Source organism: Castellaniella defragrans, from assembly GCF_014203015.1.
GTDB lineage: Bacteria > Pseudomonadota > Gammaproteobacteria > Burkholderiales > Burkholderiaceae_B > Castellaniella > Castellaniella defragrans.
This window is the reverse complement of the sequence record NZ_JACHIB010000014.1, coordinates 1-24,877: the sequence shown is the minus strand read 5'-3', so window position 1 is coordinate 24,877 and position 24,877 is coordinate 1. Positions and strand designations below refer to the sequence as shown.

The 24,877-nt window shown below is 64.9% G+C and carries 24 protein-coding genes; 7 read left to right on the top strand and 17 right to left on the bottom strand.

The annotated features are described in order from the left end of the window. Window positions 1-6 precede the first annotated feature (6 nt). Window positions 7-885, top strand: a complete 879-nt coding sequence (gene accD, locus HNR28_RS12105; protein WP_043680851.1) for an acetyl-CoA carboxylase, carboxyltransferase subunit beta — start codon at window positions 7-9, stop codon at window positions 883-885. 93 nt (window positions 886-978) lie between these two features. Here accD and HNR28_RS12100 read toward each other — a convergent pair whose 3' ends face one another. From HNR28_RS12100 to HNR28_RS12035, 14 genes are all read right to left on the bottom strand, one after another. After that, entirely contained in the window at window positions 979-2,379 is a 1,401-nt protein-coding gene (locus HNR28_RS12100) for an MFS transporter (protein WP_151024170.1), read from the bottom strand. A 305-nt stretch (window positions 2,380-2,684) separates the two neighbouring features. Continuing rightward, a complete protein-coding gene (locus HNR28_RS12095; RefSeq protein ID WP_151024171.1) occupies window positions 2,685-2,927 on the bottom strand; it encodes a DUF2274 domain-containing protein in 243 nt (80 codons plus the stop codon). Then, window positions 2,924-3,535, bottom strand: a complete 612-nt coding sequence (locus HNR28_RS18530; protein ID WP_151024172.1) for a TrbI/VirB10 family protein — start codon at window positions 3,533-3,535, stop codon at window positions 2,924-2,926. The genes HNR28_RS12095 and HNR28_RS18530 overlap by 4 nt, the downstream gene beginning before the upstream one ends. 144 nt (window positions 3,536-3,679) lie before the next feature. Then, complete coding sequence (locus HNR28_RS12085) at window positions 3,680-4,075, bottom strand: type II toxin-antitoxin system VapC family toxin (protein ID WP_151024173.1); 396 nt, start codon at window positions 4,073-4,075, stop codon at window positions 3,680-3,682. Next, window positions 4,075-4,293: an AbrB/MazE/SpoVT family DNA-binding domain-containing protein gene (locus HNR28_RS12080; protein WP_151024174.1), complete on the bottom strand. Its 219-nt coding sequence runs from the start codon at window positions 4,291-4,293 to the stop codon at window positions 4,075-4,077. Before HNR28_RS12080 ends, HNR28_RS12085 begins: the two co-directional genes overlap by 1 nt. A gap of 86 nt (window positions 4,294-4,379) precedes the next feature. Further along, entirely contained in the window at window positions 4,380-6,365 is a 1,986-nt protein-coding gene (locus HNR28_RS12075) for a relaxase/mobilization nuclease domain-containing protein (RefSeq protein WP_151024175.1), read from the bottom strand. 448 nt (window positions 6,366-6,813) lie between these two features. Next, window positions 6,814-7,413, bottom strand: a complete 600-nt coding sequence (locus tag HNR28_RS12070; RefSeq protein ID WP_151024177.1) for a S26 family signal peptidase — start codon at window positions 7,411-7,413, stop codon at window positions 6,814-6,816. Next, on the bottom strand, window positions 7,410-7,955 hold the full coding sequence (locus HNR28_RS12065) for a DUF2840 domain-containing protein (RefSeq protein ID WP_151024178.1): 546 nt from the start codon (window positions 7,953-7,955) through the stop codon (window positions 7,410-7,412). The genes HNR28_RS12070 and HNR28_RS12065 overlap by 4 nt, the downstream gene beginning before the upstream one ends. Continuing rightward, complete coding sequence (locus tag HNR28_RS12060; protein ID WP_151024179.1) at window positions 7,952-8,227, bottom strand: chromosome partitioning protein ParB; 276 nt, start codon at window positions 8,225-8,227, stop codon at window positions 7,952-7,954. Before HNR28_RS12060 ends, HNR28_RS12065 begins: the two co-directional genes overlap by 4 nt. Continuing rightward, complete coding sequence (parA, locus tag HNR28_RS12055) at window positions 8,224-8,862, bottom strand: ParA family partition ATPase (RefSeq protein ID WP_049445250.1); 639 nt, start codon at window positions 8,860-8,862, stop codon at window positions 8,224-8,226. The genes HNR28_RS12060 and parA overlap by 4 nt, the downstream gene beginning before the upstream one ends. Window positions 8,863-9,103: 241 nt before the next feature. Continuing rightward, complete coding sequence (locus tag HNR28_RS12050; RefSeq protein ID WP_184142914.1) at window positions 9,104-9,961, bottom strand: replication initiator protein A; 858 nt, start codon at window positions 9,959-9,961, stop codon at window positions 9,104-9,106. A 26-nt stretch (window positions 9,962-9,987) separates the two neighbouring features. Then, on the bottom strand, window positions 9,988-10,263 hold the full coding sequence (locus HNR28_RS12045) for a helix-turn-helix domain-containing protein (protein WP_011002520.1): 276 nt from the start codon (window positions 10,261-10,263) through the stop codon (window positions 9,988-9,990). A gap of 112 nt (window positions 10,264-10,375) precedes the next feature. Beyond that, window positions 10,376-11,146, bottom strand: coding sequence for a DUF2285 domain-containing protein (locus HNR28_RS12040; RefSeq protein ID WP_151024182.1), 771 nt, complete (start codon window positions 11,144-11,146; stop codon window positions 10,376-10,378). A 344-nt stretch (window positions 11,147-11,490) separates the two neighbouring features. Beyond that, window positions 11,491-11,841, bottom strand: coding sequence for a DUF2958 domain-containing protein (locus HNR28_RS12035; RefSeq protein WP_151024183.1), 351 nt, complete (start codon window positions 11,839-11,841; stop codon window positions 11,491-11,493). Window positions 11,842-12,120: 279 nt separating this feature from the next. On the opposite strand from HNR28_RS12035, the gene HNR28_RS12030 reads away from it, so the two are divergent. Together HNR28_RS12030 and HNR28_RS12025 are read left to right on the top strand one after the other, a co-directional pair. Next, a complete protein-coding gene (locus HNR28_RS12030) occupies window positions 12,121-12,414 on the top strand; it encodes a helix-turn-helix domain-containing protein (protein ID WP_151024184.1) in 294 nt (97 codons plus the stop codon). Between the two features lie 241 nt (window positions 12,415-12,655). Beyond that, a complete protein-coding gene (locus tag HNR28_RS12025; protein WP_151024185.1) occupies window positions 12,656-13,687 on the top strand; it encodes a DUF4917 family protein in 1,032 nt (343 codons plus the stop codon). 391 nt (window positions 13,688-14,078) lie between these two features. Here the strand turns inward: HNR28_RS12025 and HNR28_RS12020 are convergent, their stop codons facing one another. Continuing rightward, entirely contained in the window at window positions 14,079-14,393 is a 315-nt protein-coding gene (locus HNR28_RS12020) for a DUF736 domain-containing protein (RefSeq protein ID WP_151024187.1), read from the bottom strand. An 891-nt stretch (window positions 14,394-15,284) separates the two neighbouring features. Between HNR28_RS12020 and HNR28_RS12015 the strand changes: the two genes are divergently transcribed. Beyond that, window positions 15,285-15,953 (top strand): hypothetical protein, encoded by a 669-nt coding sequence (locus tag HNR28_RS12015; protein ID WP_151024188.1) that lies wholly within the window; start codon window positions 15,285-15,287, stop codon window positions 15,951-15,953. A 424-nt stretch (window positions 15,954-16,377) separates the two neighbouring features. On the opposite strand, the gene HNR28_RS12005 is transcribed toward HNR28_RS12015, so the two are convergent. Then, on the bottom strand, window positions 16,378-18,420 hold the full coding sequence (locus HNR28_RS12005) for a ParB/RepB/Spo0J family partition protein (protein ID WP_151024189.1): 2,043 nt from the start codon (window positions 18,418-18,420) through the stop codon (window positions 16,378-16,380). Between the two features lie 74 nt (window positions 18,421-18,494). Continuing rightward, on the bottom strand, window positions 18,495-19,319 hold the full coding sequence (locus HNR28_RS12000) for a DUF932 domain-containing protein (RefSeq protein ID WP_151024190.1): 825 nt from the start codon (window positions 19,317-19,319) through the stop codon (window positions 18,495-18,497). 671 nt (window positions 19,320-19,990) lie between these two features. Between HNR28_RS12000 and HNR28_RS11995 the strand changes: the two genes are divergently transcribed. The 3 genes from HNR28_RS11995 to HNR28_RS11985 all read left to right on the top strand — a co-directional run bounded on the left by HNR28_RS11995 (window position 19,991) and on the right by HNR28_RS11985 (window position 24,846). Continuing rightward, window positions 19,991-21,361 carry an RES family NAD+ phosphorylase gene (locus tag HNR28_RS11995; protein WP_151024191.1) on the top strand — a complete coding sequence of 457 codons (1,371 nt, stop codon included), beginning with the start codon at window positions 19,991-19,993 and terminating at the stop codon, window positions 21,359-21,361. A gap of 207 nt (window positions 21,362-21,568) precedes the next feature. Next, window positions 21,569-24,205: an AAA family ATPase gene (locus HNR28_RS11990; RefSeq protein WP_151024192.1), complete on the top strand. Its 2,637-nt coding sequence runs from the start codon at window positions 21,569-21,571 to the stop codon at window positions 24,203-24,205. Between the two features lie 212 nt (window positions 24,206-24,417). After that, complete coding sequence (locus tag HNR28_RS11985; RefSeq protein ID WP_151024193.1) at window positions 24,418-24,846, top strand: HNH endonuclease; 429 nt, start codon at window positions 24,418-24,420, stop codon at window positions 24,844-24,846. Window positions 24,847-24,877: the final 31 nt, after the last annotated feature.

Genomic DNA, 24,877 nt, shown 5'->3' with positions numbered 1-24,877 from the left:
CCGACCATGAGCTGGTTTGAAAAGATTCTCCCTCCGCGCATCAACCGCAGCGGCGATTCGGCCTCCAAGCGCGTGCCCGAGGGCCTGTGGGTCAAATGTCCCTCCTGCGAATCCGTCCTCTACAAGGAAGACCTGCAGGCCACCCTGAACGTCTGCCCCAAGTGCAGCCACCACATGCGCATCGGCGCCCGGGCGCGCATCGACGCGCTGCTGGACCCGGAAGGCCGCGTGGAGATCGGCGCCCAGACCCGCCCCATGGACCCGCTGAAGTTCAAGGACTCGCGCAAGTACCCCGAGCGCCTGGCCGAGGCCGTCAAGCAGACCGGCGAGACCGAGGCGATGGTGGTGGTGAGCGGCACGGTGCTCTCGGTGCCCACGGTGCTGGCGTGCTTCGAGTTCGCCTTCATGGGCGGTTCGATGGGCTCGGTGGTGGGTGAGCGCTTCGCCCGCGGCGTCCAGGCGTCCATCGAGCGGCGGATGCCCTTCGTCTGCGTGTCGTCCTCGGGCGGCGCGCGCATGCAGGAATCCCTGTTCTCGCTGATGCAGATGGCCAAGACCACCGCCATGCTGCACCAGCTGTCCGAGGCCGGCCTGCCCTTCATCAGCGTCCTCACCGACCCGACGATGGGCGGGGTGTCGGCCTCTTTCGCCTTCATGGGCGACGTGGTGCTGGCCGAGCCCAATGCCCTGATCGGCTTCGCCGGTCCGCGCGTGATCGAGCAGACCGTGCGCGAAAAACTGCCCGAAGGCTTCCAGCGCGCTGAATTCCTGCTGGGCAAGGGCGCCATCGACCGCGTGGTCGACCGCCGCGAGATGCGCGCCGAACTGGCCCACCTGCTGGCGCTGTTCACGCGCCAGCCCATCGAGGTCGTGAAGGCCGCCTGAGGCGGCGGGCGGCCGCCCCGGCGGCGCCCCTGACGGCCCCTGGCGGCGCGGCGCGCGCGCCGGGATCCCGCCGTCCGGCCCCGGCGCGGGTCCCTACCGGGGCCGCGCCACGAAGTGGTCGCCGGCACCCTTGGGCAGCCGCACCGTGTCGAGCAGCCCGGCCAGGGCGATCCCGGCCGCGATCATGAACGCGACCCGATAGGGAAATGCCTGTCCGGCGATGTCCAGCGCGCCGGCCAGCGCCTCGCCCAGGCGTACCGCCAGGGCGCCCAGGGTGATGCCCGCGGCCATGCCGAGCTGCGAGACGACGTTGAACAGCCCGTTGGCATCGGCCATGCGCGCCTCGGGCACGTCGGCGAAGGCAAGCGTCCCCAGGCAGGTGAACTGCATCGAGCGGGCCATGCCGTGGACGAACAGGATGGGCAGCAGCAGCGGCAGCGGCATGGACGGCGTCAGCAGCGCGCAGGCGGCCAGGCTGGCCGCCGCCAGCAGCCCGTTCCACAGCATCACCGGGCGGTAGCCGAAACGGCGCAGGATGGGCGTGGTCACCGCCTTCATCCCCAGGTTGCCGGCGAAGACCACCAGCAGCAACAGGCCCGCCTCGAAGGCGTTCATGCCGAAGCCGAGCTGGAACATGAGCGGCAGCAGGAAGGGCAGGCTGCCGATCGCCATCCGCGTGACCGAGCCGCCGATCGCCACCACCCGGAACGTGGCGATGCGCAGGGGGGCCAGGCTCAGCATCGGCGCGACCGCGCGGCGCAGGTGCCGCAGCGCGGCCGCCGCCAGGACGGCGCCGCCGGCCAGCAGGGCGAGGCCGGCCGGGTCGATCGTGGCCGCCAGCCGTTCCAGCGCGCCGAGCAGTGCGAAGATGCCCAGGCCGCACAGGGCGAAGCCGGTCCAGTCGAAGGGCCGGCGCGGCGCCGGTTCCAGCGGCGGGATCAGCCAGAGCGCCAGGACGAAGCCCAGGATGCCCAGCGGCACGTTGAGGAAGAAGATCCAGTGCCAGTCGAGATGGCTGGCGATGAAGCCGCCCAGCGGCGGCGCGATCACCGGCGCCACCAGCGCCGGCCAGACCAGGTTGGACATCGCCGCCATGCGGCGCTCCTGCGGCGTATGGCGCAGCACCAGCAGTCGGCCCACGGGCACCATCAGCGCGCCGCTGGCGCCCTGCAGCACGCGCAGGACGACGAAAGCGTGCAGGTTTTCGACCAGGCCGCAGCCCAGCGAGGTCAGTGTGAAGCCCGCGATGGCGCAGGCGAAGACCCGGCGCGGCCCGTAGCGGTCGGTCATCCAGCCGCTCACCGGAATGAAGGCGCCCAGCGCCAGCAGGTAGGCGCTGATGGCGACGTTCAGCCGGACCGCGTCGATGCCGAAGGAGCGGCTCATGTCCGGCAGGGCGGTGGCGATGATGTTGCCGTCCAGCACCTCCATGAACATGGCGCCGGTGACGAGGAACATCACCAGCCGCAGGCGCGCGTCCTGGAGTGCGCTCATGATGCGTGTCCCGTGGTCCCGTGAATGAAAAATGTCCGCTGTCAAGTTCTTTGTGCGGCCGGACAGCGGTGCAGAAGGTCTTACGGGGCAATAGGTTAGGCTAAATTTCGGCCTCCGCGTGCCGTTGCCGCTTTTTGAGCCAGGTGCCACATAGGCGCTTCGCGGTGGAAAGCCCAAGGGCACCGCAGCGGGCAAGGTCGCAACTTCATCATAGCCCGGCCTGTGGCGTTCACGCCCCAAAACGAAAGCGCAACCCGTGGGCTGCGCTTTCGTGGCGGTCGATAGCGGCGGAAGCATCCGCATCATCAAGGCTGCTTCGGTGGCACCGCCTTGGCCGTCGTTCCTTTCTTGAATCCACGATCCCCGGCCATGAAGGCTTCGAGCATGTGCGGAATCAGCGTCGCCGCATCGACCATTTCGCCATAGGTCTGCGCGTGCAGCGCGGCGTAGCGGTCGAGGTCGGCTTTCAGGCTGGCCGGGCAGGCAAAGGTCAGCTTCGTGGATTCCATCTTCGGCAGCGGCCCGAGCCGCAGCTTGCGCGTCGTCATCGTGAAGCTCCCCGGTTGAAGAACAACGGCTGGTACGGTCGCAGCACCAGATCCCGGTTGACGATGATCCGCACCGGCAGGCCCGGCCGCTCGGTCAAAGTCGGCTGGATGTTCATGTTGCGCCGGGTCATCTCCTGGCCGACCTGATTGATGCTGTCCTGGGCGCTGTCACGACCAGCGATGACGATACGGTTGCCGTCCTGGCGGTTCTCAGGTGCGGCTAGCTCTGCACCGACGCCCAGCAGCGTCGTCAGCGCCGCGCCGGCGACGATGCGGCCCCAGTGGTAGTCCACGCCGTCTTCCAGCCCGGCATAGCCGGCCGGGTCGGTGCCGACCAGGTTGTCGAGCCAGGCTTGTTCGATTTCGCGGCGGTGCCAGAGGTTGACGCACATGCCCTGGGCCATGGCGCGCAGGTAGGCGCGCGCCTCGCCGTGGCTGTCGAAGCCGCGCGGGGCAGGCTTGATGATGAGGCGCAGGAAAGCATCGTGCGCCAGGTCGGCCGCGTCGGCGGCATTGCCGAGCCGGCGGCGCAGCCATCCCTGCAACCAGGCGTGGTGGTCGCTATACAGGGTGTGAATCTGCTGCGCTGCGAGTTCGGCGGCCGGCACGGCGCCCTCCAGGTTATCGGCCGAGCACGTGTGCGAGCCAAGTGTCAATACGAATAGTTCGCATTTTATTGGATCGCATGCGGGTCTTGCAATCCTGGTCTGAATGATTCGGCGCGGAATTCATTCCTCGCATGGAGCCTCGAATCAGGCACTCTTGGCAAACAGAGCCACGTCCGGCAGCCCTTTGAAGTGCGCATCGCAGGTGAGCAGTTCTGCCCCCTGGTGCCGTGCCGTCGCATAGACGATGGCGTCGGCGGTGGCCAGCTTGTGCTCGCGGTGCAGGTCCGCCGCCAGCAGCGCGATGGTGGTGTCCATCGGCACGACGACGCATTTCTGCGTGTAGGCGATCACCTGGTCGGCCTGTTCCTCGCCGAGTTCGCGCACCAGCCACTTGGACAGTTCGAGTTGCACGATGGTGGGCACGATGCACTGCGGCTTGTCCGGGATCTGCCGGCCCAGTTTCTTGCCCAACGCGCTGCCGGTGAGCCATTCGATCCAGGCCGAGGTATCGACCACGCGCGGCGGCGCCGCGGCCGCCATCAGTAGCGGTCCTCGCGGTCGCGGTAGCCGCCGGTGCGCGCACCCCTGGCGATGCCGGCCAACTGGTCCAGTTCAGGCACGGGCATGACCAGCACCCCCTTGCCCTTGGGGATGAAGACGAATTCCTGCCCAGCCTGCCAGTGCTGTTCTTCGCGCACGGCCTTGGGGATGGAAATTTGGAACTTGCTGGACAGGGTGGCGGTCGCGGCGACGGTCATGGTCGTACCCTCAAGACATCGATAAGGATTTTGTAAGAATAAACGGTTTTCCCCTGATAGGCCAGTTGCTGGTGGTGTTATCTCCATCATCCGATACCCATTCCCCGCTGTCGGCCCAGTTCCCATGACACGCTGCCGCCGCGCACCGTGGCGGCAAGCTGCTGGCCGAGGCGTTGTTCGATCACGGGCTTCCACGGCACCAGCGAGAAGCCCATGCCATCATCGAGCATCGCGTAGCGCCCGCTGGCGAGCATGACATTGCATCGGTAGATGCCGGCCACGCGCTGCCCATCGGCCACGGGCCGATGCTCCAGGCCGGTATCGGCGGCAATGTCCTTGGCGGCCTGCGCCAGTTCCCGGTTGCGCAGCGTGCCCAGCAGGTTGCGCGCCAGGAGCACGCGCTGACCGCGCCGCTCGGCCAGCCCCTGTTCGGCCAGGAAGTCGGCACGCTGACGTAGCGCCTCCCTGATCTCGCCACCAAAGCCCAGGTCGCCCAGGCCCGAGCCGCCGCCGATCAACTGCTGATCGAGCCAAGTAGCGCCGATGACGCGCGCCTGCCGTTCGATGGGCAGGTGCGATTTCAGCTCCACGGCCACGCCGCCCATGCGCTGCGCGTCGTAGCGCCGGCCCTGCTCGGCCAGGTCGCCCGGCACCTTCCATAGTCCTTCGGCCAGGCGCTCCACGATGCCCGCCCGGCGCAGGGCCTCCAGCCTGCGGACGTGGGCCGCCACGACCTCCTGCGGGTCGCGCCCGGGGACGGCCTGGCCCTGCGCGATGGCGAGGTGGTGATCGGTGCGGTACAGGCCATCGCTCGCCAGCGCGACGATGTTCCTGTCGGCCGCGCGCATGTCGGCCGATCCCTTCACCTCCACCACGGCCCCGGTCGGATAGTTCGCCAGTTCGTCACGGGCGTTGAGGGCGACATAGTGGGCCTTGCCGTCCACGCCGTCGATGACCAGATAGCCCCGATCGCGCAGCTCGTCGGCCAGCCCCTTCGCGGCCACGCGGCCGAGGATGGTTCGGCCATCGTCTCCAGGCTCGAACACAGCCAGCTCGCGCGGCTCGCCGCGCATGGCCCTTTGCATCGTGCGGATGATGTCGCCACGCTCGCCCAAGGCGCGCAGGGTCTTTTCTGCATCGGCCTGGACGGCCCAGGTGCCGGGCTGCGTCTCGTCGGTCAAGCCCAGGCGCTGCAAGCGTTGCAGGCGGCCGATCAGCAGCAGGCGCTGGCGTTGCAGTGGGGGTTCGTTGAGCCGTTCGACATGCACCAAGCCGTCATCGCCGGCCTCGCGCTTCAAGGTGCGATCCAGGCTTGTCCACCGCTCTTGTTCCACCTCGCGCTGCAAGGTCTGCTGGATCTCCAGCTCGGTGCGCGGCCCCAGCCACTCGGTCGCCAGCTCGGCGGCCCGGTAGCGGAAGCCGTCGGCGATGTAATCGCCCGCGATGATGAGGTCTTTGCCGGTGTCGTCGCGCCCGCGCACGACGATGTGCGTGTGCGGGTTGTCGGTGTTCCAGTGGTTCACAGCCACCCAATCGAGGCCCGTGCCCAGGTCGGCCTCCATGCGGCCCATGAGGTGCCGCGTGTAGGTGCGCAGGTCTTCCAGCTCCGCGCTGTCCTCGGGGGCGAGGATGAAGCGGAAATGGTGCCGGTCTTCGGCGCAGCGTTCCTTGAAGGCGTCGAGGTCGGCCACGTCTGTCTGCGCTCCGTAGGCTTGACCCGGCTCGCCGTCGCGTCCCACACCGTCGCGCTCGATGTAGCGCAGGTGCTTGGTGAGCGATTGCGGGCTGGCCCGCTGGTGATTCACCAGCAGCGTCTTGATGGTCACGCGCCGGGACATGGGCGTCAGCTTCGCACCCGCGAAGCGCGCCGCCGTATGGCCGCGTCCCAGGCGCGAGCCGGGCCTCTGGCCGGCGCCACCAGCAGCCCCAGAACAGCGTACTGCCGACTTGCCGCTACTGGCCTTGCCAGCTTGCTTGAGCACCTTGGAAACGAAGCTCTGCCCCTGGCCCTTGCCCCGGTTCTTCGGGGCGCTGGGGCGCACGTGGAAATCGTCATCGCGGCGGTCGCTCATGGCTGCGCTCCCTGCAAGCTCTGGCGTGTCCTGTCGTGCGAAGCACGCGGAAATGCCTGCATTGGCGCGGGCCTCGCGCCACAAGCGGCACGGAGGCAAAGCCGCTGCGTGCCGCGCCAACCCCACGTGCAGACTGGCTTTCGACGCGGCCCGGTGCCGCGTCCTTTTGTCTTGCCTTCCGCCTTTGCCCCTCGCTGGCGCTCCGGGCAGCGGCGGCCCGGCGGCGCTGCTGCGCGAGCAGCCAGCGCGCCGGCGAACGCGGTGACGGCCACAGGCCGGGTGCGTTCGAGGCAAGACGCCTGCACGTTGGGCGGCTGCGCCGGATGCTGCGCGACGTGCGGTGCCCAATTCGCAGGATCGGCACCCGCACGGAAGGCGCGACGACACGGCAACAGCAGCGAGAACGACATGCCCGATGGCACGCCGGAGCGCAGCGAATCGGTAGCCATCATGGGTGTGTCTCCAGCCAGATCGGGCGCGCAATGCCGATCACGGCGGATGCGCTGACCGGACCGAAGTAGCGGCTGTCGAACGATGCCGGATTCGTCACGCTCAACAGGAACAACTCGCCTGTTCCGAGACGGCGGCAAAGCGGCAGGGACGGCAGCGCGCGGCCGAGCCGGTCGGCAGGCAGCACGGCGGCCGAAGGCACGCCATCGATGCGTACCTGACCGGCGACGATGCAGACGTGTTGCGGCGCGACCGCGCCCACACGTTTGAGCAGCGGAACGCGCGTCGGCAGGTAGCCGCGCTGCGCAGCGAGCGCGGCGGCCGTGGCCGGAAGCGGCACCAGCACGATGCTGTCCACGGACAACGGACGTGGCAGCGAGGCGGTGCGCGGGTCGAACGGGTCGATGCGATACCAGCCGACCGCCACGCTGTCGGACGGGTTGTAGGTCAGACGCGGCAGCGGCGACACGAAAGCCGCCCAGGCCAGCGCAGCGAAGCCGATGGCGGCCAGTGTCGCCAGCACGATGCGAGCGCGCAGGCGTGAGCGAGGACGCGGCGGTACGGCGGGCGCGTTGACCGTGGTGGTTGGGGCCGTCATGGCTGCACCTTCCCGGCCAGCCAGGCGGTGTGCCGCTCGGCGGTGTATTCGGGCAGCGCAAGGCGAGCCGCAAGACGGTTGCCCAGCGTGCGCCAGTACGCGGGCGACACGTCGATGGCGGCGATGCCCAGCGCCTCGATGGCGTCGATGCGCTCCAGCACGACGCGCACGTTGGCATCGCCTCCGGCGTGCAGTAGCAGGCGCGCGCCCGGCTGCACACCGGGGATGCGCTGCGCCGCGTCCAGCGGTGTGCAAGCCTGCATCACCATGAGCTGCCAGCGGATCGTGCCGTAGTCGTTGGCCTGCCAGCGGATGCGGCAGAACATCGCGCCCGGCAGGAACACCGCGCAGCGTCGCCAGTCGTCCAGGCGCAGCGTGCGTGCGGGTTCGCCGAAGCGCAGGTAGAGCTTGAAGCGGTGTTCGAGATAGGCCAGCGAAACGCGCGTCAGCGGCACGTTGCCGGCCTGTCCGGCGAGTGCTACGGGATGCAGCGGCAGCGCAGCCGGTGCCGCGTTCGCGGCAGGCAAAGCGGATGCGGTCATGGTGTGTTCTCCGGTGGAAACTCCCGCTCCAGCAGACCGCGCAGCAGGTCGGCCACGGTCACGCCTTGCGTGAAGGCCGACACCTTGATGCGCGCCCGCATGGCGGGCGTGATGTCAAGCGTGAGGCGGGCCGTGTAGAGGTCGCCTTTGCCCAGCGCATCGGCGTCGCCCTGGCGAATCCACGCCTCGGCGTGTGGATCCGCGGGCGGACGTGCGCCGATGCCGACGCGCTTGTCCATGCGTTTGCTGTTGGGTGGCTGCTGCGCTGTCATGTCGGCCACCGCAGCAGTTCGTCCACCAGGGCGGTGATTTCGCGGGCGGCGGCGCTGTCGGGCGCTGTCTCGCGTGCGAGCCGGCCAGCGGCCACGCTGTCGGCGAACACGATGCGCTGATGCACTTCCGAGCGCAGCGCGGGCAGCGGCTGTTCGGCCAGCGATTGCCGCGCCTCGCGGCCGATGATGGTGGTGCTGACGCGCCGGTTGATGACGAAGGCCGCGCGCAGCGCAGGCCGGAACACCTGTGCCTCGCGGATCAGCGAAACCATTTCCGAGCTGGCCCAAAGGTCGTAGGGGCTGGGCTGCACCGGGATCAGCACGCGCTCGGCCGCCAGCAGCGCGGAGCGCGCCAAGGCGGCGATGCGCGGTGGCCCGTCGATGACGACGTGATCGGCCCGCCTGGCGAGTTCTGGCGCTTCCTGATGCAGCGTTTCGCGGGCGAGGCCCACGGCGCTGAACAGCCGTGGCAAGCCCTGCTGGCTTCTGCGCTGCGTCCAGTCCAGCGAGGAACCCTGCGGGTCTGCATCGAGCAGGACGACATGCTGGCCGCGCAGCGCCAGTTCGCCCGCGATGTGCGTGGCGAGCGTCGTCTTGCCGACACCGCCTTTCTGGTTGAGCAGAGCGAGGATCATGGCGCGGCCCTCCGTGTTGGAAAGCCGGGATGTCCGTGCCGTTGGGTGGTTGTCCACCGAAACGGCGCGCTTCTACTAAAAGTTATGTATTTCTTGTTAGGTAAGTTAGAGGGGGCGCAAACCCGCGCCGTTATTGGCTTTCCGGCGTTTTCGTACTCCTGATAGCACGAGAGGCGTACTTCCGATAGCACGATACCCGGTACTCCTGATAGCACGAGGCCGTCCACACCTTTTCCCGCAGTTATCCCCGTGCCGTGGACGGCACGGGCCGGAAGGTCAGCAGTTCTAGTCGTTCGCCCGGCACCGGCTCGATGCCCAGGACGTAGCCGGGCAGCGACTGGCGCGCGACCAGCACGCGCAGGTCGTAGGCGAAGTCCGAGAAGCGCGCCGCGCTGCCGGACTTGCGGTGTAGGTGCCGGAAGTCGAATTGCCAGCCGTGTTCCTGCCGCCCGCCGTGCTTGCGCACGAGGCGGTACAGCCAGCGTTCGATGCCGCCCTTCAAGCGGAAATAGGCCGGGTCGATGGTCAGCACCAGGGCGGCGTCGAGCACGCCGGCATAGAACCAGTCCGGCAGGATCAGCTCGATGCCCAGCGGCGTGCCGCTGGCGTCGGCCAGCTCGCGCCATTCGTTCACCCACGAAAAGCGGTGCAGGCGTCGCCCGGTGGTTTCGCGGATGGAAGTCGCCACGCTGGTCGATTGCAGCCGGTCGAGCGCGGCTTTCAGGCGCTGGTAGTCGTTGAGCGACGTGCCGCGCCCGATGAAGCGCAGGATTTCGTATGGGGTGGCGTGTATCAAGCGCGACGGGCGAATGCCTGCGTCGCGCGCTTCCACGATCTGCGAGGCCGCCCAAATCAAAACGTCGGCGTCCCATATCGTGGCGATGCCATGCTCGGCCGTGCCTTCCACGCGGATGGTGATGTTCCCGCTGCGGAAGTCGATCGGCGCCGTGCGCCGCGACTTCGCCAGCGAGAAGAACGGAAAGGCCATCAAGTCCTGGCTGTCGCGCGGCGCCATGCCGTCGCCCGGCAGCGCGCGGAACAGGTCGAGCTGTTCCCGCTGCTGCGATCGCTGCCCCGATGGCAGCGATGGGCTGGACATGACGATGGCCACCGGCGAGCCGACGATCAGCGGCCATCGCGATAGTCGCCTGCATGGCGCTCGGCGTATTCCGGGTCGGACGTTGCCTCGTAGCTGCGCTGGTCGGCCCAGGCATCGAGGTCGCTCACGGCGTACATGACGCGCCGGCCGAACTTGCGGAACTTCGGGCCGCCGCCGACCACGCGCTGCTTTTCCAGCGTGCGCGGCGACAGGCGCAGATACTCGGCGGCTTCGTCGTTGGTCAGGTAGCGTTGGGGCTGCGCGGGCGCAGCGGCGGCAGGTCTCAAGGGAGCAGGTCGCATGGGATGTACCTCCATCAAGCCCGGCCACACCACGCGGCCGGATAGAGGCACTTTCAAGAAAGCGAGGCTTCTTGCTAAGGGACGATCTGCGGGGGACGCGAAACGTCCCCCCCTACTGCAACCGTAGCGGCGGAAGCTGTGCCAGGCGGCGATAGCCGCCGCGCATCAGCGCCTCGCCACGGCGCACCAGCCTGCGCACGCGGGCGCGCAAGGCGCTGTCGGTGTGCCAGTCGGCGGCGACGGCATCGGCACCGAACAGACCTTCGGCCATTTCGCGCAAGGACGCGCCCGCCAGGGTCGCGTCGAGCGCCTGGAGCGTATGCAGTTCGAGTAGCGCGGCCGGCGTGGGCCGGGAACGAGCCGCCGCCGCAGGCGCGGCGACCGTGGCCACGGCCAGGGCGTCCAGCCCGGCCGCGAGCGTGCGATAGCGCGCGCATGGCGTGGCGCAGGCCCGAGTGGCGTAGAGGTAGGCCATGCTGTCCTCCAGGCCCGGCCCGAGCGCGAGCCGCAGGCAGCAGCCGGGCCAGTGCGACACCAGCACTAGGCGCTTGCCGTCGTGGATCAGTTGCTTGCGTCCAGGGACGCGCCAGAACTCGAAGGCATGGGCTTCGGGTGGCGGGTCGGCGTCCGGATAAAGCAGCACCACGGCATCGTGATCGGGGAACCAGGCCGGATGCGCTTCGCGTGCATCCAGCGCTGGGTCTTCCAGCAGGCGCAAGCCCCAAGCCTGCGCCGTGTCTGGCCGGCGGCGACGGCGCAGCCAGTCGCGGCGGTAGTTGGGATTTCGGCGCAGGTATTCCCAAGCCAGCGCGGGGCCGTCGAGGTGCAGAACGTAAAGATAGGCCGCTGTCGGATACCAGTGTTCGGCGCTGCGATCAGTCATGGCGAGACCTCCCTGTGCTTGGGATGCGTCGCCACGAAGTCCGCCGCACGGGAGCTATCGAAACGCCATCAGGTCTTCATCAAGTTCGGGTTAAGCTGTAACCATGGGTGTCAAGACCGTTTCGCGGCGCCGTGTTGCGGAAATCGTCTGAATGCGACGGCCGCGCAACCCGGAAATGGTGCGCGGCATCGGATACCGTGCCGCGGCCCTTGCCAAAGGTCATGACTGTTTGAATCAGACTGGCACCGCTTCGGTGCATCAATGCCGATTCAGACCTGTCCGGTCTTGTCCAAGACTGAAATAGTCTCAATGCGCCCAGGCTGGCCGGGCTGCGCTGGCTTTCATCAGTCCGTGATCGCGCCGTTCTCTTGCGCCAGCCGGACGTACTCCGATAACGGACGCACCGCGTGGAAATACCGATCGCGTCGCACGGGCAGCTTGCGCGGCCCGACGATGCCAGCCAGATCGGACAACTTGACTGTCCCGAGCGCAGGCATTCCGATACCGAGATCAATCAGGCCGTAGGCCGTGTCGCCATCCGCAGGATCGAGCGACACGAGCAACCAGGTCACATGCGCGTCCAGAGTGAACAGGCGCACCACGGGCAGCGGGTCGAGCCGCTGACCAGCAGCGAGCACCGCGCCGTGGGCCAGCAGCCGGGCGCGTTCATCAGCGGTGATAAGCGGCAGGGTCACGGGCAGCCTCCCAACGAAACCAACGATGCGCGGATGCGCTTTTGTGCCGAAGCGCAGAAACGCCGAAACGCATTCGCGTGGAAGCACGGATGCGCAGAAGCGGAGTTACAGGAAGCCGGAAAGACACGGATGCGTGCCCCCTGTTCTGTCGGAATTCACAGATGCGGATTTCCGTAAAAGCACGCAAGCGGGCCTTTTAGCCATGAATGAACACTATAGATTGTAGTCCTATAGGGTTCAATGGGCTGTCATCTTGGTTTTCATGGGGAAACCAAGTCAGTGGCAGCGAAACACTCATTAGCAGCGGCAATACGGACAATCAGGAAGGCGCGAGGCTTGAGCCAGGAAGCGTTCTCCGACGTGTCCAGCCGCACCTATATGAGTACGCTTGAACGCGACCTGAAAAGTCCGACCCTGCACAAGCTGACCGAGCTGTGCGAGGTCATGGAGGTTCACCCGCTCACGCTGCTGACGCTGGCCTATGCCGGTGACGACCTGCGGCAGGCCGACCAACTGCTGGCGCAAGTGCGGCAGCAGCTGGAGACCGTGACGAAGAAAAGTGACACGCTATAGCGTGTGCGCATGCGCTGGCATGGCTGATCCGGCTCAGCCGGTTCGGCGGTGTTCAAGGGGCGCCAAGCTGCGCGCGGCGGGGATAGCCCGCAGGGCTCTCCCCCGGAGTACAGCGAGGCATGCAGCTGCAGCAGACTGAGAACGGGGCACGAGTGACCTATCCGCAGTGCGCGCAGGTTCTGAGTCCGTGACCACGCCCGAAAATATCATCATGTAAACGAACAACAAGGAGGAGCCAGGGATGCCATTCCCCATCACACAGTGGACGCAGATTGCGCCCAACTACCAACAAGGAACGATTCTTCTGGGCAACGGGGCGAGCATGGCTGTCTCGCCCAGCTTCGGCTACGGCTCATTGCTGGAGCATGCCCAGCGAACGGGATTGCTCGCCGATGATGTAAATCGCCTCTTTCGCTTTTTCGGAACATCCGACTTTGAGCTGATCCTTCGACTGGTCTGGCAGGCGTCCAACGTCAACAAGTCGCTGGAGATACCAGACCAGCGCACGCATCAGGCCTACCTGAACGTCAGAGAGTGTTTGATTCAAGCCGTTCGCAATGTGCATCCTGAGTACGATCTGGTGAGTGGTCGATTGCCCAGCATGTACCAGTTCTTGAAGGGGTTCGATACAGTCATTTCGCTGAACTACGACTTGCTCGTCTACTGGACGATGACCTATGGCCTGAATGTCGAAGATGGCCATCAGTTCAAGGATTGCTTCCTCGGGAATGGCGCCTTCGATGATGCGTGGCAAAGATTCCGTAACCGCTATCGGGAGCAAACCAACACATTGGTGTTCTATCCCCATGGAAACTTGGCTCTATGCCGCAACGCTGTGGAACAGGAACTCAAGATCCATAGTGCTGGAGCGGGCTTGCTGGAGGCAATCCTGCAGGCGTGGCGCAGCGAGCAAGTCGTGCCGCTGTTCGTCAGCGAGGGAACAATGCAGCAGAAGGTGTCCTCCATCCAGAATAGCTACTATCTGTCCACGGTGTACCGGGAGGTGCTCACTTCGCAACGATTCGCGTTGACGCTGTTCGGTTGGGGAATTGGGGAGCACGACAGGCATCTGCTGAAGCGGATGCGTGGGACCGGAGTTCAGCGGGTGGCGGTCTCCGTTTTTCGTGGTAATCAGGTCGACTGCAATTACGCGTATCAAGTCATTCAAGATGATCTTGGACCTGTTCACGTAGATTTCTTCGATAGCGAAAGCCCCGGTTGCTGGATTCACGCAGTGCCGCAGCCGGGACTTGGCCAATTCGGGCGCTACTAAAGCGATCCTAAATGCCCAGCCGTAGGCACTGGCCCGGCCGATCCGGCGCAGCCGGTTCGGCGGTATCGAGGGGCGCCAAGCTATGCGCGGCGGGGATAGCCCGCAAGGCTTTCCCCCGGAGGCAAGCGAAGGTCGCAGCGCCGCAGGCGCGAAGGCGTGAGGGATTGGAGCCGAATGGCCGTGACGGCAAAGACGGCACGGGGCGCAGCCCGCAAAGCCCGGCGGCGCACCGCGCCGACACGCCAGGCCCAGACAACCACTGCAGACGCTGCCTCTAGACAGGAAGACCAGGAAGACACGGCCCGCCATGGGCCACGACCTGCTGCCGCCGCGTTGGAGGCTAACCCACAGCGCAGCGCCCCGCCGTATGGCGGGGCGCTGCGGGCGGCGGTCACGCCGCCTGGGGCTTGCTGCGTGACCAGATCAGGTCGTGCGTGCCGTCTTCGCCCTCGATCAGGCGGGCATAGACCGTGGCCGGGAACGAAGGGTCGTCGAGGGTCACGGAGATGTACTCCCGCCCGGCCTCGCTGGTCTTCTTCCACGCCGCGCCGATGTCGTGGCTGGCCGCCTGCAGGCGGAAGTCCGGGGCTTTCTCGTTGTCGCCCTTGTCGTTGGGAACCAGCTTGACCTTGACGTTGAGCGTCAAGGTGCGAAGCGTGCCGGTGAAGCCGTCTTTGTCTGCGTTGAAGCTGCCGATGTTGGCCATGATGAAACTCCTTTTCGGTGGAACAAGGTTCGCGCCCATCGCGTCCTTGTTGTGATCCGGCCGGCGGGGGACGGGCTGGCTGCACCGCTTGCGGCCGCAACGCAGTGGAGGGCCGGGAGGCGAAAAGAATTTGTCCCGCGAGGAATCTGCGCAGCAGAGGGGAAATTGTTTTCGCCGGACGGTTGCAGCCATGAAGCCCGAGGCGCAGCCGCGCCCCCGCCAGGATTCACAACAACCCAAGGACGCCTTGGGCCGAACCACCCCCAATCCGAAAGGAGACAGGGCCGACTCGGCATCCCCGCCCGAAGGCTGCACCGGCTCGCCCCCTGACGCGGGCCAGGTCAACCACCCGACGACAGACGAGAACGCCCCCGCCGCACCTTGCGGTGCCAGTCTTGAGGCGTGTCGTGGAAGCTCCATAGTGATGCCAGGCGGGTTGTCCGTGAACCGTCCTTCGTGACGTGATGGGCAGGAACCGCCAGCGTTGAGGACGGCATGCATTCACACAACCTGCCGCAGCAAGCGCCAGCGTGTTCGCCAGCGCCCCGCTCATCGCAGCGGGGCGCTGGCCGGGCCGATCCGGCGCATGCCGGTTCGGCGGTATCGAGGGGCGCCAAGCCACGCGCGGCGGGGAGAGTCCACGGGACTGTCCCCTGGAGGCAAGCGCAGCGCCGCAGGCGCGAAGGCGTGAGGGATCGATGCCGAATGGCCGTGACAGCGAAGTCGGCACGGGGCGCAGTCCGAGAGCCCGACGGCGCGTTGCGCCGGCACGCTCATGGTCGTCGAACTACGAACCGCCAACCATCATGAATCAATCAAATTGCGCACAATATTGACATTTCATGCGCAAAATAATAAATTCACGCACAATACAGAAAGACGAGGTGAATCATGGCGTTCCGAGCAGATGAAGCAGCACAAGCAGGATACGAAGAGGTGGAGAAGTACCTTGTCCCCCGCCCTCGCGATGCGGACGAATCGCAGCGCCTCCGGAGCAAAAGGGCGCTAGAAGACATCGTGACTGAACTCGGGCCGGTAGTTGACCGATACCCCTCATGGCACCCGCTGGTACGCAATCACGATGACCGCCATCCCGTGACCACCCCCAGCGATCGCTGCGGCTACAAGGGCCTCGATCACACGCGGTACTTCGCCCACGGATTCATCACCTGCCCCTATGGCGATGGCCAAAAGGTCCTGGATTCCGTGCTGGCCCTGCCTCGCCACCACGCCGCGTACATCACGGCAGAGAAGCTGGATGTACAGTTCTACAACGCGGAGGCAACCCCGATCCTGGTCAAGTGCAACTGGGAAGAGCCGTTGCCGATGGACAAGATGATCCCGCTGGCTATCGCTGTGCCCCTGATCTTGGAGAAAGAAGTGCCGTGCTGGACCTGGTCACAGGTCGCGGAGACCTGGGAGTCGATGCGTTCGTATTTCCTGGGCGCCCCTCACGGCGCCAGGTCGTCGCTGTTCGTGAGCCAGGAGACCGGACAGGGGATCAAGAAGGTTTGGGAAACGCTGATCTACACGGGAATGTTTGGCCCGATCAAGGTGTGATCGGGCCCGCGCCATCGACCGACGCGCTAACGCGCCGCAACCGAGTCGGTAGCGAAGGCTGCGGCGTTCTGGCTGGACTTCGGGGTTCAACACCGGGCGCGGCCACCGCCGCGCCCGGATTTTTGAATCCACCCGGCCCAGGTCGGAACGGCCTGGGCCGGGTGCTGGCTTCACAGCGTCACTCCTTCGTCTTGATGATCCACCACACGGCCCGCGCCAGGGCGCGGCCCGTAGTGGGGTGAACGTCCGTGAGGTCGGCGCAGGCCGTCCAGCCCGAGGGTGGACGGTAGCCGCGCACATCGCCCGCGTCGTGCCCGGTGCCTAGATCGCCGCCATCCGCAGGCGGCTCGCAGTGTTGGTGGTAGGCATGGGTCTGGCTCCTGCGAGCCAACGCCCCGGCCGGGGCGTTGGTCTGTATCGAGGGTCAAGCGGCCAACGCTTCGGCCGCTTCATCCACCACGGCGGGGGCTTCTTCCGGGCCTTCCTCCGGTGCGGCCTCCTGCGGCCCCTCGGCCTTGAAGATGGCAGGCATCCAGCCCGTGCCACCGGCCAACCGCTCGGCTTCACTGGCAATGTCAGCCTTCTTGAGCTTACCCAGCCGGTTGACGTGATCCGGCGCGAACTCGCCCACGGCTTGCAGGATCGCGGCCTTCGGAACGTGCTTGAAGTAGCCTTCCGCGCTCGGCTTCCACCATGCGGCCATGTCGAGGCCCACGGCCTGCGCCAGTTCCGCGCCGGGCTGGTGCGGCGCGGCGCGCGGGGTTACCACGTCCACCGCCCCCGCCACGCACACGGCCAGCAGCTGGACCAGCTCGCCTTGCTCCATCGCCAGCAGCGCGGCGAACAGTGCGGCGCTGTCCTCGGGCAGCTTGTCGCCCCATGCCTGCTGCACCTCGCGCAGCGCCAGGGCGGCGGGTGATTCCGGCCAGTCCGGGGCCATCCCTTCCAGCCGGTCTTGCACGGTGAGGCGAACCCCCATCGGCATGTCGTGCCCGTAGTAGCGCCCCTGCAAGACGCTCTGCACCATGCCATGCACCAGCGCGGCCAGCGCCGCTTGCGGATGCCGGGCGACCTCGATTTGCAGCGCGGCGGTGCGGTGCGCGCTCAGGCGCTGCGCCAGCCGGTCGGAGACGGCAGGGGCCCGGGCCTGGGCTTCTTCCGTCGCTTCGTCTACATCGTCGTTCGCGCCTTCACCCTCGGCAAAGCCTTGGCGCAGCTTCACCAGCGTGCGCAGCGCCTTGGCCTCGGCCTCGCGCAGCAGCCCGCGATGGATCACGGTTTCCCCGTTGCGGTCGATGGTGACGATGGCACCGGCTGCGGCTTTCACGTTCGCGCTGTAGCCCTGCAAGCCGTCTTCCAGCGCCTGCAACTGCTCGCCCAGGACTTCGCCTTCCTCTTGCAAAGCTTCGGCCTTGTCCTCGTCGTCGGCGTCCATCGCTGCATCCACGGCAACGCCCACGGCCTGCATCTTCTCTTGCAGCCGCTCGATGCGCTGCGCCTCGCGCTTGTTCGGCGTGCGCCGCTCCCTCGGGGCACGCTGGAAGGCTTGCAGGTCGGCATAAGTCATGGCGGGCGTGGCATCCACCCAGGCCCAGCCCTCGGCGCGGAGAGTCGAGGCATAGCTTTCCAGCTTCTCGCGCACCAGTGTTTCCAGCAGGGCGGTATCGGACACGTACACGCCCGCATCGCCTTCCGCGAACAGGTCGCGGCGGATGCCGCCGCCTGCGGCTTCGTAGGCGTCCAGCCCGACGAAGCGCACCAGCGGATGCGAGGCCCCGATCTCGCGCTCGGTCAGGCGCTCGCGGAGCGCGGAGGGATTGCGCTGCCACTGCGGCGCATCGTAGAACGCGGCCTCCTGCGCGGCGTGATCGTCGGTGATGGCCAGGGCCATCAACTGATCCAGCGTCACGGCATCGGCGCGGTAGTCGTCCATCAGGCGCGGGGAGACGTTCGCCAGCTTCAAGCGGCGCTGCACCACCAGCGGCGTGACGGAGAAATCCGCCGCAATGTCCTCGATGGGCCGGCCCTCGGCCACCAGCGCGGCGAAGGCCTCGAACTGGTCTGCCGGGTGCATGGCTTCACGCTGCACGTTCTCGGTAAGGCTGGCGGTGCGTGCCGTGCCATCGGCCACCTGCAGGCACGGCACGTTCCAATCCTTGGCGATACGGTGTTTCTTCGCCAGCAGCTTGAGGGCCGCGAGGCGTCGGCCACCGGCCACCACCTCGTAGTGCAGGCCATCGGCGGCAAGAATGACGATGAGGTTTTGCAACAGACCCACGCGCTGGATGGATGCGGCCAGTTCGGGGATGGACATGCGCGGCGCGGTCTTGCGCACGTTGCGGCCCGTGGGGCGCAGCACCAGCCGCGACAGCGGAACGAGGATCATGTGCTTGCTCGGGTCAGCAGCTTGCAGCATGGTCGCTGCGGTGGTGACGGCGCGGGCTTCGGTGTGGGTAACGGCGTTCATGATGAATCTCCAATCGAGTGAAACAAGGAATGGAGGGGAAACCGCCCCTCCTGCGGGGCAAACTCAGGAAGGGGTCAGGCTTTGAGGGCGCGCATGCCATCGGCCAGCAGCCACAGGGCGCGATTGAGGCGGATGTCGGAATCAATGCCTTGCACGGGGCGGGTTTGCTGGCGGCGTCCGTTGGCGCTGCGCCCATGCAGTCCACCCTTGGTGAGGTTCTCTTGCGTGCGGTTGAACACGCTCCACAGGTCGGGGCGGCGGTCCTCGAACCGGCGCGGCATCAGGATTTGCGATTCCGTGATGGGCGCGGGCTTGTCGGGGTCGTCGTACTTGAGGGCCAGCGCGGCGCGGGCGAACACTTCCGATTCGCCATCGTCCAAAGTGATGCCGCGCATCAGGTCGCGGGATTCCTGCACCCGCTCGAAGCCGTTCAGCACCTCGAAAGCGCCTTCAATGACCTGTCCCGCCACGTCGCCTTTGTGGGGCACGCGCACATCGGCCACGGTGTCACCACACACCAGCCCATTGGCACAAACGAATCTGAATTGCCCGGCCAGCATCTGGTAGCTGCTGGTGCCGTCGTGCGAGTTCAGCAGGATGATTTCGTTGGCTTCCGCGCCGTTGATCTGGCTGGCATGGCGCAGCCGCAGCAGGTGCTTGGTGAAGTCGCGCCGGTCTTCACGGCGCACGCGGGTCTGGCACACCATGAAGGGCTGAAACCCCTCCTTGCGCAGTTCGGTCAACACCGCGACCGTCGGGATATAGGCGTATCGCTCGGAACGGCTGTCATGCGGGGCGTCCGCGAAGATGGACGGGGCCACCCTGCGGATCTGGTCATCGGACAGCGGGGTGTCGCTGCGCAGTGCGGGGGAATGGGAAGCAAAACGGTTGGCAAGCATGTCGTTCTCCTGACTTGGCGGTTGAAGAAAGCGCACACCGGATTCCTAGATTCGGAGCCCAGCCTTTTGGCTGTTCGGTGCGGTCGGCACGAGGAACCCGGTTGGCCCTGTTGCCACCGTCTTTCCTGAGTTCATCGCCCGCGACGAAAGGGAGCGCGCGGACGGGTGCCGTCAAGGAGACAAGCGCAGGGTTGGTGCGGCCCGCAGGCGCAGCCGAGGACACGGCCCTGCGCGCCTTGATGGCGCACGGGCGCGGGCTACAGTCGCGGACAAGGTGATGAAGTCAGGGAAGACGGCTGGACATGGCAATGGCCTTCCCACACGCCGACCGCACGGCAAGCGCAAGCGCGCAGGCCCGAAGCTGGAAGCCGGGCCGGAGGCGTCAGCCGAGCGGAGCGAGGGGACGATGGAAGCCCGTCAGGGGCGAGACCCCGAAGGGGGCTCGATGCGCAGCACGACAGCGCGACCGGCCATGTTTCTTGGCCGGGGACGCCCTGCATCCACAACCGACAAAGCATGAGTGCCTAACTCAGTAGCTTGTCGTTACGCTAATCTAACGCTGGTACGCCCATGAAAAGGGACGGGACATGGCGCCCGCCTAGCAGGATTTCGCCTGCTTCGTGTAGTGCGGCGCCGAGGACAGAGCAAATCAAAAATAATGGAGCAGCATCTTGAGCGGAGTCGATCTGGATGAAAAGGCAGTCTGTGGCACATGCATCGGCAATCAGTTTCTAAGCCAGAAGATAAGTGCCAGCGAAACGACCGATGTGGCGTGTGCCTATTGCGGACGGAACGCACCGACCTTGGAGCTATATGAAATCGCGCAGATTTTTGACCACGAGTTCCAGGACAACTATCAAGTTGCCGACAATGTTCTTCGTGAGGATCATGGGTATCCGTCTCTCGGGGATGAACTCCAGGAGGTCATTCAGCAGGAGGTAGAACCCGCATCCAATGCGCTTGCCGACGATTTATTCGGAATCGTGCGGACTATCTGGGAACGCGACGCATACGATGGCCAGGCACCAGAGGCGGACGCCTTATTCATTAAAACTGGTGTAGCAGACCACTGGCTTCATCGCCGATGGCACGACATGCAGGAAAGTCTTCGGACGCGCGCCAGGTTTGTTAACCCAGACGCCCTCGAAGTGCTCCAGATGGTCTTCGACAAGGTGGACACAGATGCCACTGCCTCAGGCGAACCTTTGATTATCGCGGTCGGCCCCGGTCATGAATTGGGAACTCTTTTTCGCGCACGCGTTTTTCAGAACGACGATGCCTTAGAGAAGGCGCTGGAAGACCCAGACGCTCAACTGGGACCACCGCCTTCGAGTGTTGGCAGCGCGGGACGCATGAACGCCAGAGGCGTCTCGATGTTCTACGGCGCCAATTCGCCAGACGTCGCGATTGCCGAAGTACGGCCTCCCGTTGGAAGCCGTGTTGCGGTTGCAGAATTCAAAATTCTTCGTTCAATACGATTGCTGGACTTGACGCGCCTGCCGCAAATTCCATCTGTCATCAATCGCAGCATGTTTGATGCGTCATCACTGGAAAGTGCGCGGCGGCAGAAATTTCTTTCTCAACTCGAAAGAGTACTCACCAAGCCCGTCCTCCCTGAGCACAGTGAGGATGGCTATCTGTTGACGCAAGTGATATCCGACTATCTCGCCACCCATGCGAAGCTCAATTTGGATGGATTAATCTTCCGCTCTGCACAGGTGTCAGCATCCGAAAACAAGCGCCCGCTCAACGTCACGCTATTCAACAAAGCATCGTTCGTAAAGAGATTTTTCAAGAGACATGGGCGTGAGTTAAATGCCTATCTATACGAAACGGATGATGAGGGTGATCAATGGTTCCATCCACAGGTTTGGTACAAAGAAGATCCCGCATCGCTCAACGATGACTGGGATTTCTTGGAAAGAACCGATCCGACGTTGGAGCTTATCCCACAGTCCATAGTCATCTGCGAAATCAAAGGCATCAGCTATGACATACGGAAATCGGAGGTGCAATTGATGGACGTATCTGAGCGGACTTAGGGCGGAGGGTTTTGCTCGCTACCAAATGCATGAGAAGGCAATGCCGCGTGGTGGCGGTTTGGTGCGAAACGCAAGGCACTGTGCGCGAGCCTTGCAGCGGAACCCTGGGGGGTCATAATGTTTCCGTTTGCAACAGCGCTCCCATGGCCTGTGCGGCGAATCGGGAGAGCTTCTGGACGATAAATGACACGACGGCGGGAGGGGCCTATGTCGATATTGCAGGAGATACTGGACTGGACGAAGGGGTTGCCTGAGTGGCAGAGCGATGCGGTGGCCCGCCTGCTGGCCAAGCAAACGCTCACGATAGAGGATCAGGATGACCTCTTCGCGCTACTCAAAGCGGCACATGGCATCCCAGATCCCAAAGACCGCAAGCCCAAGCCGCTGACGGCAGATCAGATTCCCGCTCCGGTCCAAGCGACAACTCACGTTGAGCTGCGAGCCATCAAGAGCATGCGGCACGTCAACGCGATTGCGGAGAATCAACGTCTGCCCTTCGGCGCCTCTGGAATGACCGTCATCTATGGCGATAACGGTTCAGGCAAGTCGGGGTACTCCCGTGTGCTCAAGCGCGCATGTCGTGCGCGCGATCAGACGGAGGCTATTCATCCGAACGCCAACTTGCCTGCAGGCAAAGCCGGGACTCCGGAAGCCACGTTCGAAATCGCAATCGATGGAGTTGCGCAAGATGCACACTGGCAACACGGCAAAGCGGCTCCTGCAGCGCTTTCGTCATTTGCGATTTTCGACTCGCGTTGCGCTCGCGCCTACCTCGACAGAGAGGACGATTTCTCCTATGTGCCCTACGGGCTCGATGTATTCGAAGGGCTGGCCAAAGTCTGCAAGCAGTTGAAGACGGCGATCGAGACTGAATACACCCAATCCGCCGCTGATCTGTCCGCCTTTGCGCCATTGCAAGGCGACACACCCGTCGGCAAGTTAGTCGCCTCGCTTTCCGCCAAGACGGCCCTAGCCCAGATTGAAGCGCTGGCAACGGTGACCCCAGAGGAACTGACCCAACATGCGTCTCTGGACAAGAGCCTGAAGGAGAACAACCCGAAGGAGAAGGCCGCGCAACTGCGCTTGCGCGCTCGCCGTATCACAGCTATCGCAGCGAATGCGGCTAGCAAAGGCGCACAGGTGGATCAAGCTGTCGTCGCCAAGCTGAAAGGTCTGGCAGACAGCTATCGCACTGCGCAGACTGCAGCCGCCCTCGCCGCGAAGCAGTTCAAGGAAGGTGAGAACCTGCTGCCGGGTACCGGCGGCGAGACATGGCGTGAACTATTCGAGGCAGCGCGCAAGTTCGCCATCGAATCCCACCCAGACAAATCGTTCCCCGCGCTGGGCGCGGACGCACCTTGCCCGCTCTGCCAACAACCCCTTGCCGAAGGCTCCGACCGCTTGCGGCGCTTCGAAGCCTTTATTCAACAGGAAGCGGAGAAGACATCCCAGGCACGCCGTGTTGCCCTGTACGCGGAATACAAGCCGTTCGCTGCGCAGGTTCTCACGCTGAATCTCGACGACGTGACATATGGAGAAATCGAGGCCTTGGACCCGCAACTGGCCGCCGATGCCAAGGCTTTCGAGCCGCTCCTGGCCGCTCGCCAGGAGGCCATCAAAGCGGCAGTGATCTCGCATCAGTGGGACGACGTCAGTCAGCCTCTCGTCAATCCGACCGAGCGCCTTCAGGCTTTAGCGGACAAGCTGAATGCCGAAGCGGCGACCTTGGAGAAGGCCTCGGACGAAAAGGCCCGTGCGACCCTGCAGAAGCAGTTCCTGGAACTGGATGCACGGGTAAGACTGAGTCAGATCAAGGATGCTGTCGTCACCGCCGTCAATCGACTCGCCCACCAGGCCAAGCTCACGAAGTGCCTGTCTGCCGTGAAGACCAACGCCATCTCGTTAAAGGCGTCGGAACTGGCGGAGAAGGTTGTGTCGAAGGAACTGGCCGACGCCCTGAACCGCGAATTCAAGGCGCTCGGTGTCGGCACGTTGCGCGTTTCGCTGCAGAGTCGGTCGGATAGGGGTAAAGCCCTGCACAAGCTCAAGCTGGAACTACCACAAAGCCGCAGTCCGAGTGACATCTTGAGCGAGGGCGAGCAGCGTGCGATCGCGATCGGCTCCTTCCTTGCTGAGGTCGGCCTGAGTGGCGGTAAGGGCGGCATCGTGTTCGATGATCCGGTGTCATCGCTCGATCACCGTCGGCGTGAACGTGTGGCAAAGCGCCTGACTGCAGAGGCAGCGCAGCGGCAGGTCGTGGTGTTTACCCATGACATCTATTTCCTGTGCCTGCTGGTCGAAGAAGCGAAGTTGGCCGGTGTCCCGATTGCAACCCAAAGCCTGACCCGCCGCGCAGAGGGCTTCGGGGTTGCGGACCCCGATCTCCCATTCGAGGGAAAGACCGCGAGCAAGCGCGTCAGCGCCCTGAAAGCCCAGCATCAAGCCATCGCCAAACTCCACAAGGACGGCGAAGAGCAAGAACACAGACGGCAGACCGTTGATGCCTATTTCCGCTTGCGCATGGCATGGGAACGTGCCGTCGAGGAAGTACTACTGCGAGAGGTCATCCTTCGCTTCCGCAAAGGTGTCGAGACGCAGCGGCTGGCCGGTGTTGTAGTTGAGGATGATGACTACGCGCAAGTAAACGCGGGCATGACAAAGTGCTCGAACTACGCGCACGATAAGGCACTCATGGGTGGTGTCGCCGTCCCGGAACCCGATGAACTGCTCGCCGACATCATGGCGCTGGAAACCTGGCGCGGACAGGTCGAGACGCGCAACGTGAACACGGCCAAGAAGCGTAAGGCCGGACCTGCCGTCGCGTCACTTGCCGCGGCGCCGTAGACGGCTCAAGGTACTTTCATCGAGTTTCGGAGACTCGCAGCATCAACCTTTCCCATTCGGTGCTCAAGTCATCACACAGCGTCGCCGACACGGCGGCCGCAGTGCCATTGGGCATTTTGCGACGCCCAGGGGCCGGATCAAACGACAATCCGGCCTGCATGCCGTGTATCGCGCGCATAGGCGCTCAACCATCATCTCAAAATGAAAGCTTCATGACCTCTCTCGAAGCCAATATCAAGTTCTACGAAACGCACTACGACATGCTGCGGCAATGGTTCCTGCGCCCAGGAGATAAGGTTGTCCTCGGCGACAGGCAGAATCGCACTTGCAGGTTTTGCGGTAGGAAGCCGCCCGAGGTGACCTTCCGCAAGGTCGCTCATGCGATACCGGAAGCACTCGGCAACAAGAGCATAGAGAGCGTGTATGAGTGCGACGACTGCAATGAAGGGTTTGGACGCGGTATCGAGAATGATCTAGGCAACTGGTCGAAGCCAACACGTACCTTCGCACGCATTCGTGGAAAAAGTGGCGTGCCGACCTTGAAGAAAGGCGGCGACGGGAAAGGCTGGCGAATCGAGTGTCAAGCGACACCAGGAATTGACCCCCTGGCGACACCTAAAACTGACCCCCCCTACGGTTGAACGAACGGCTGCCCGATGGCAGCAGAACTGG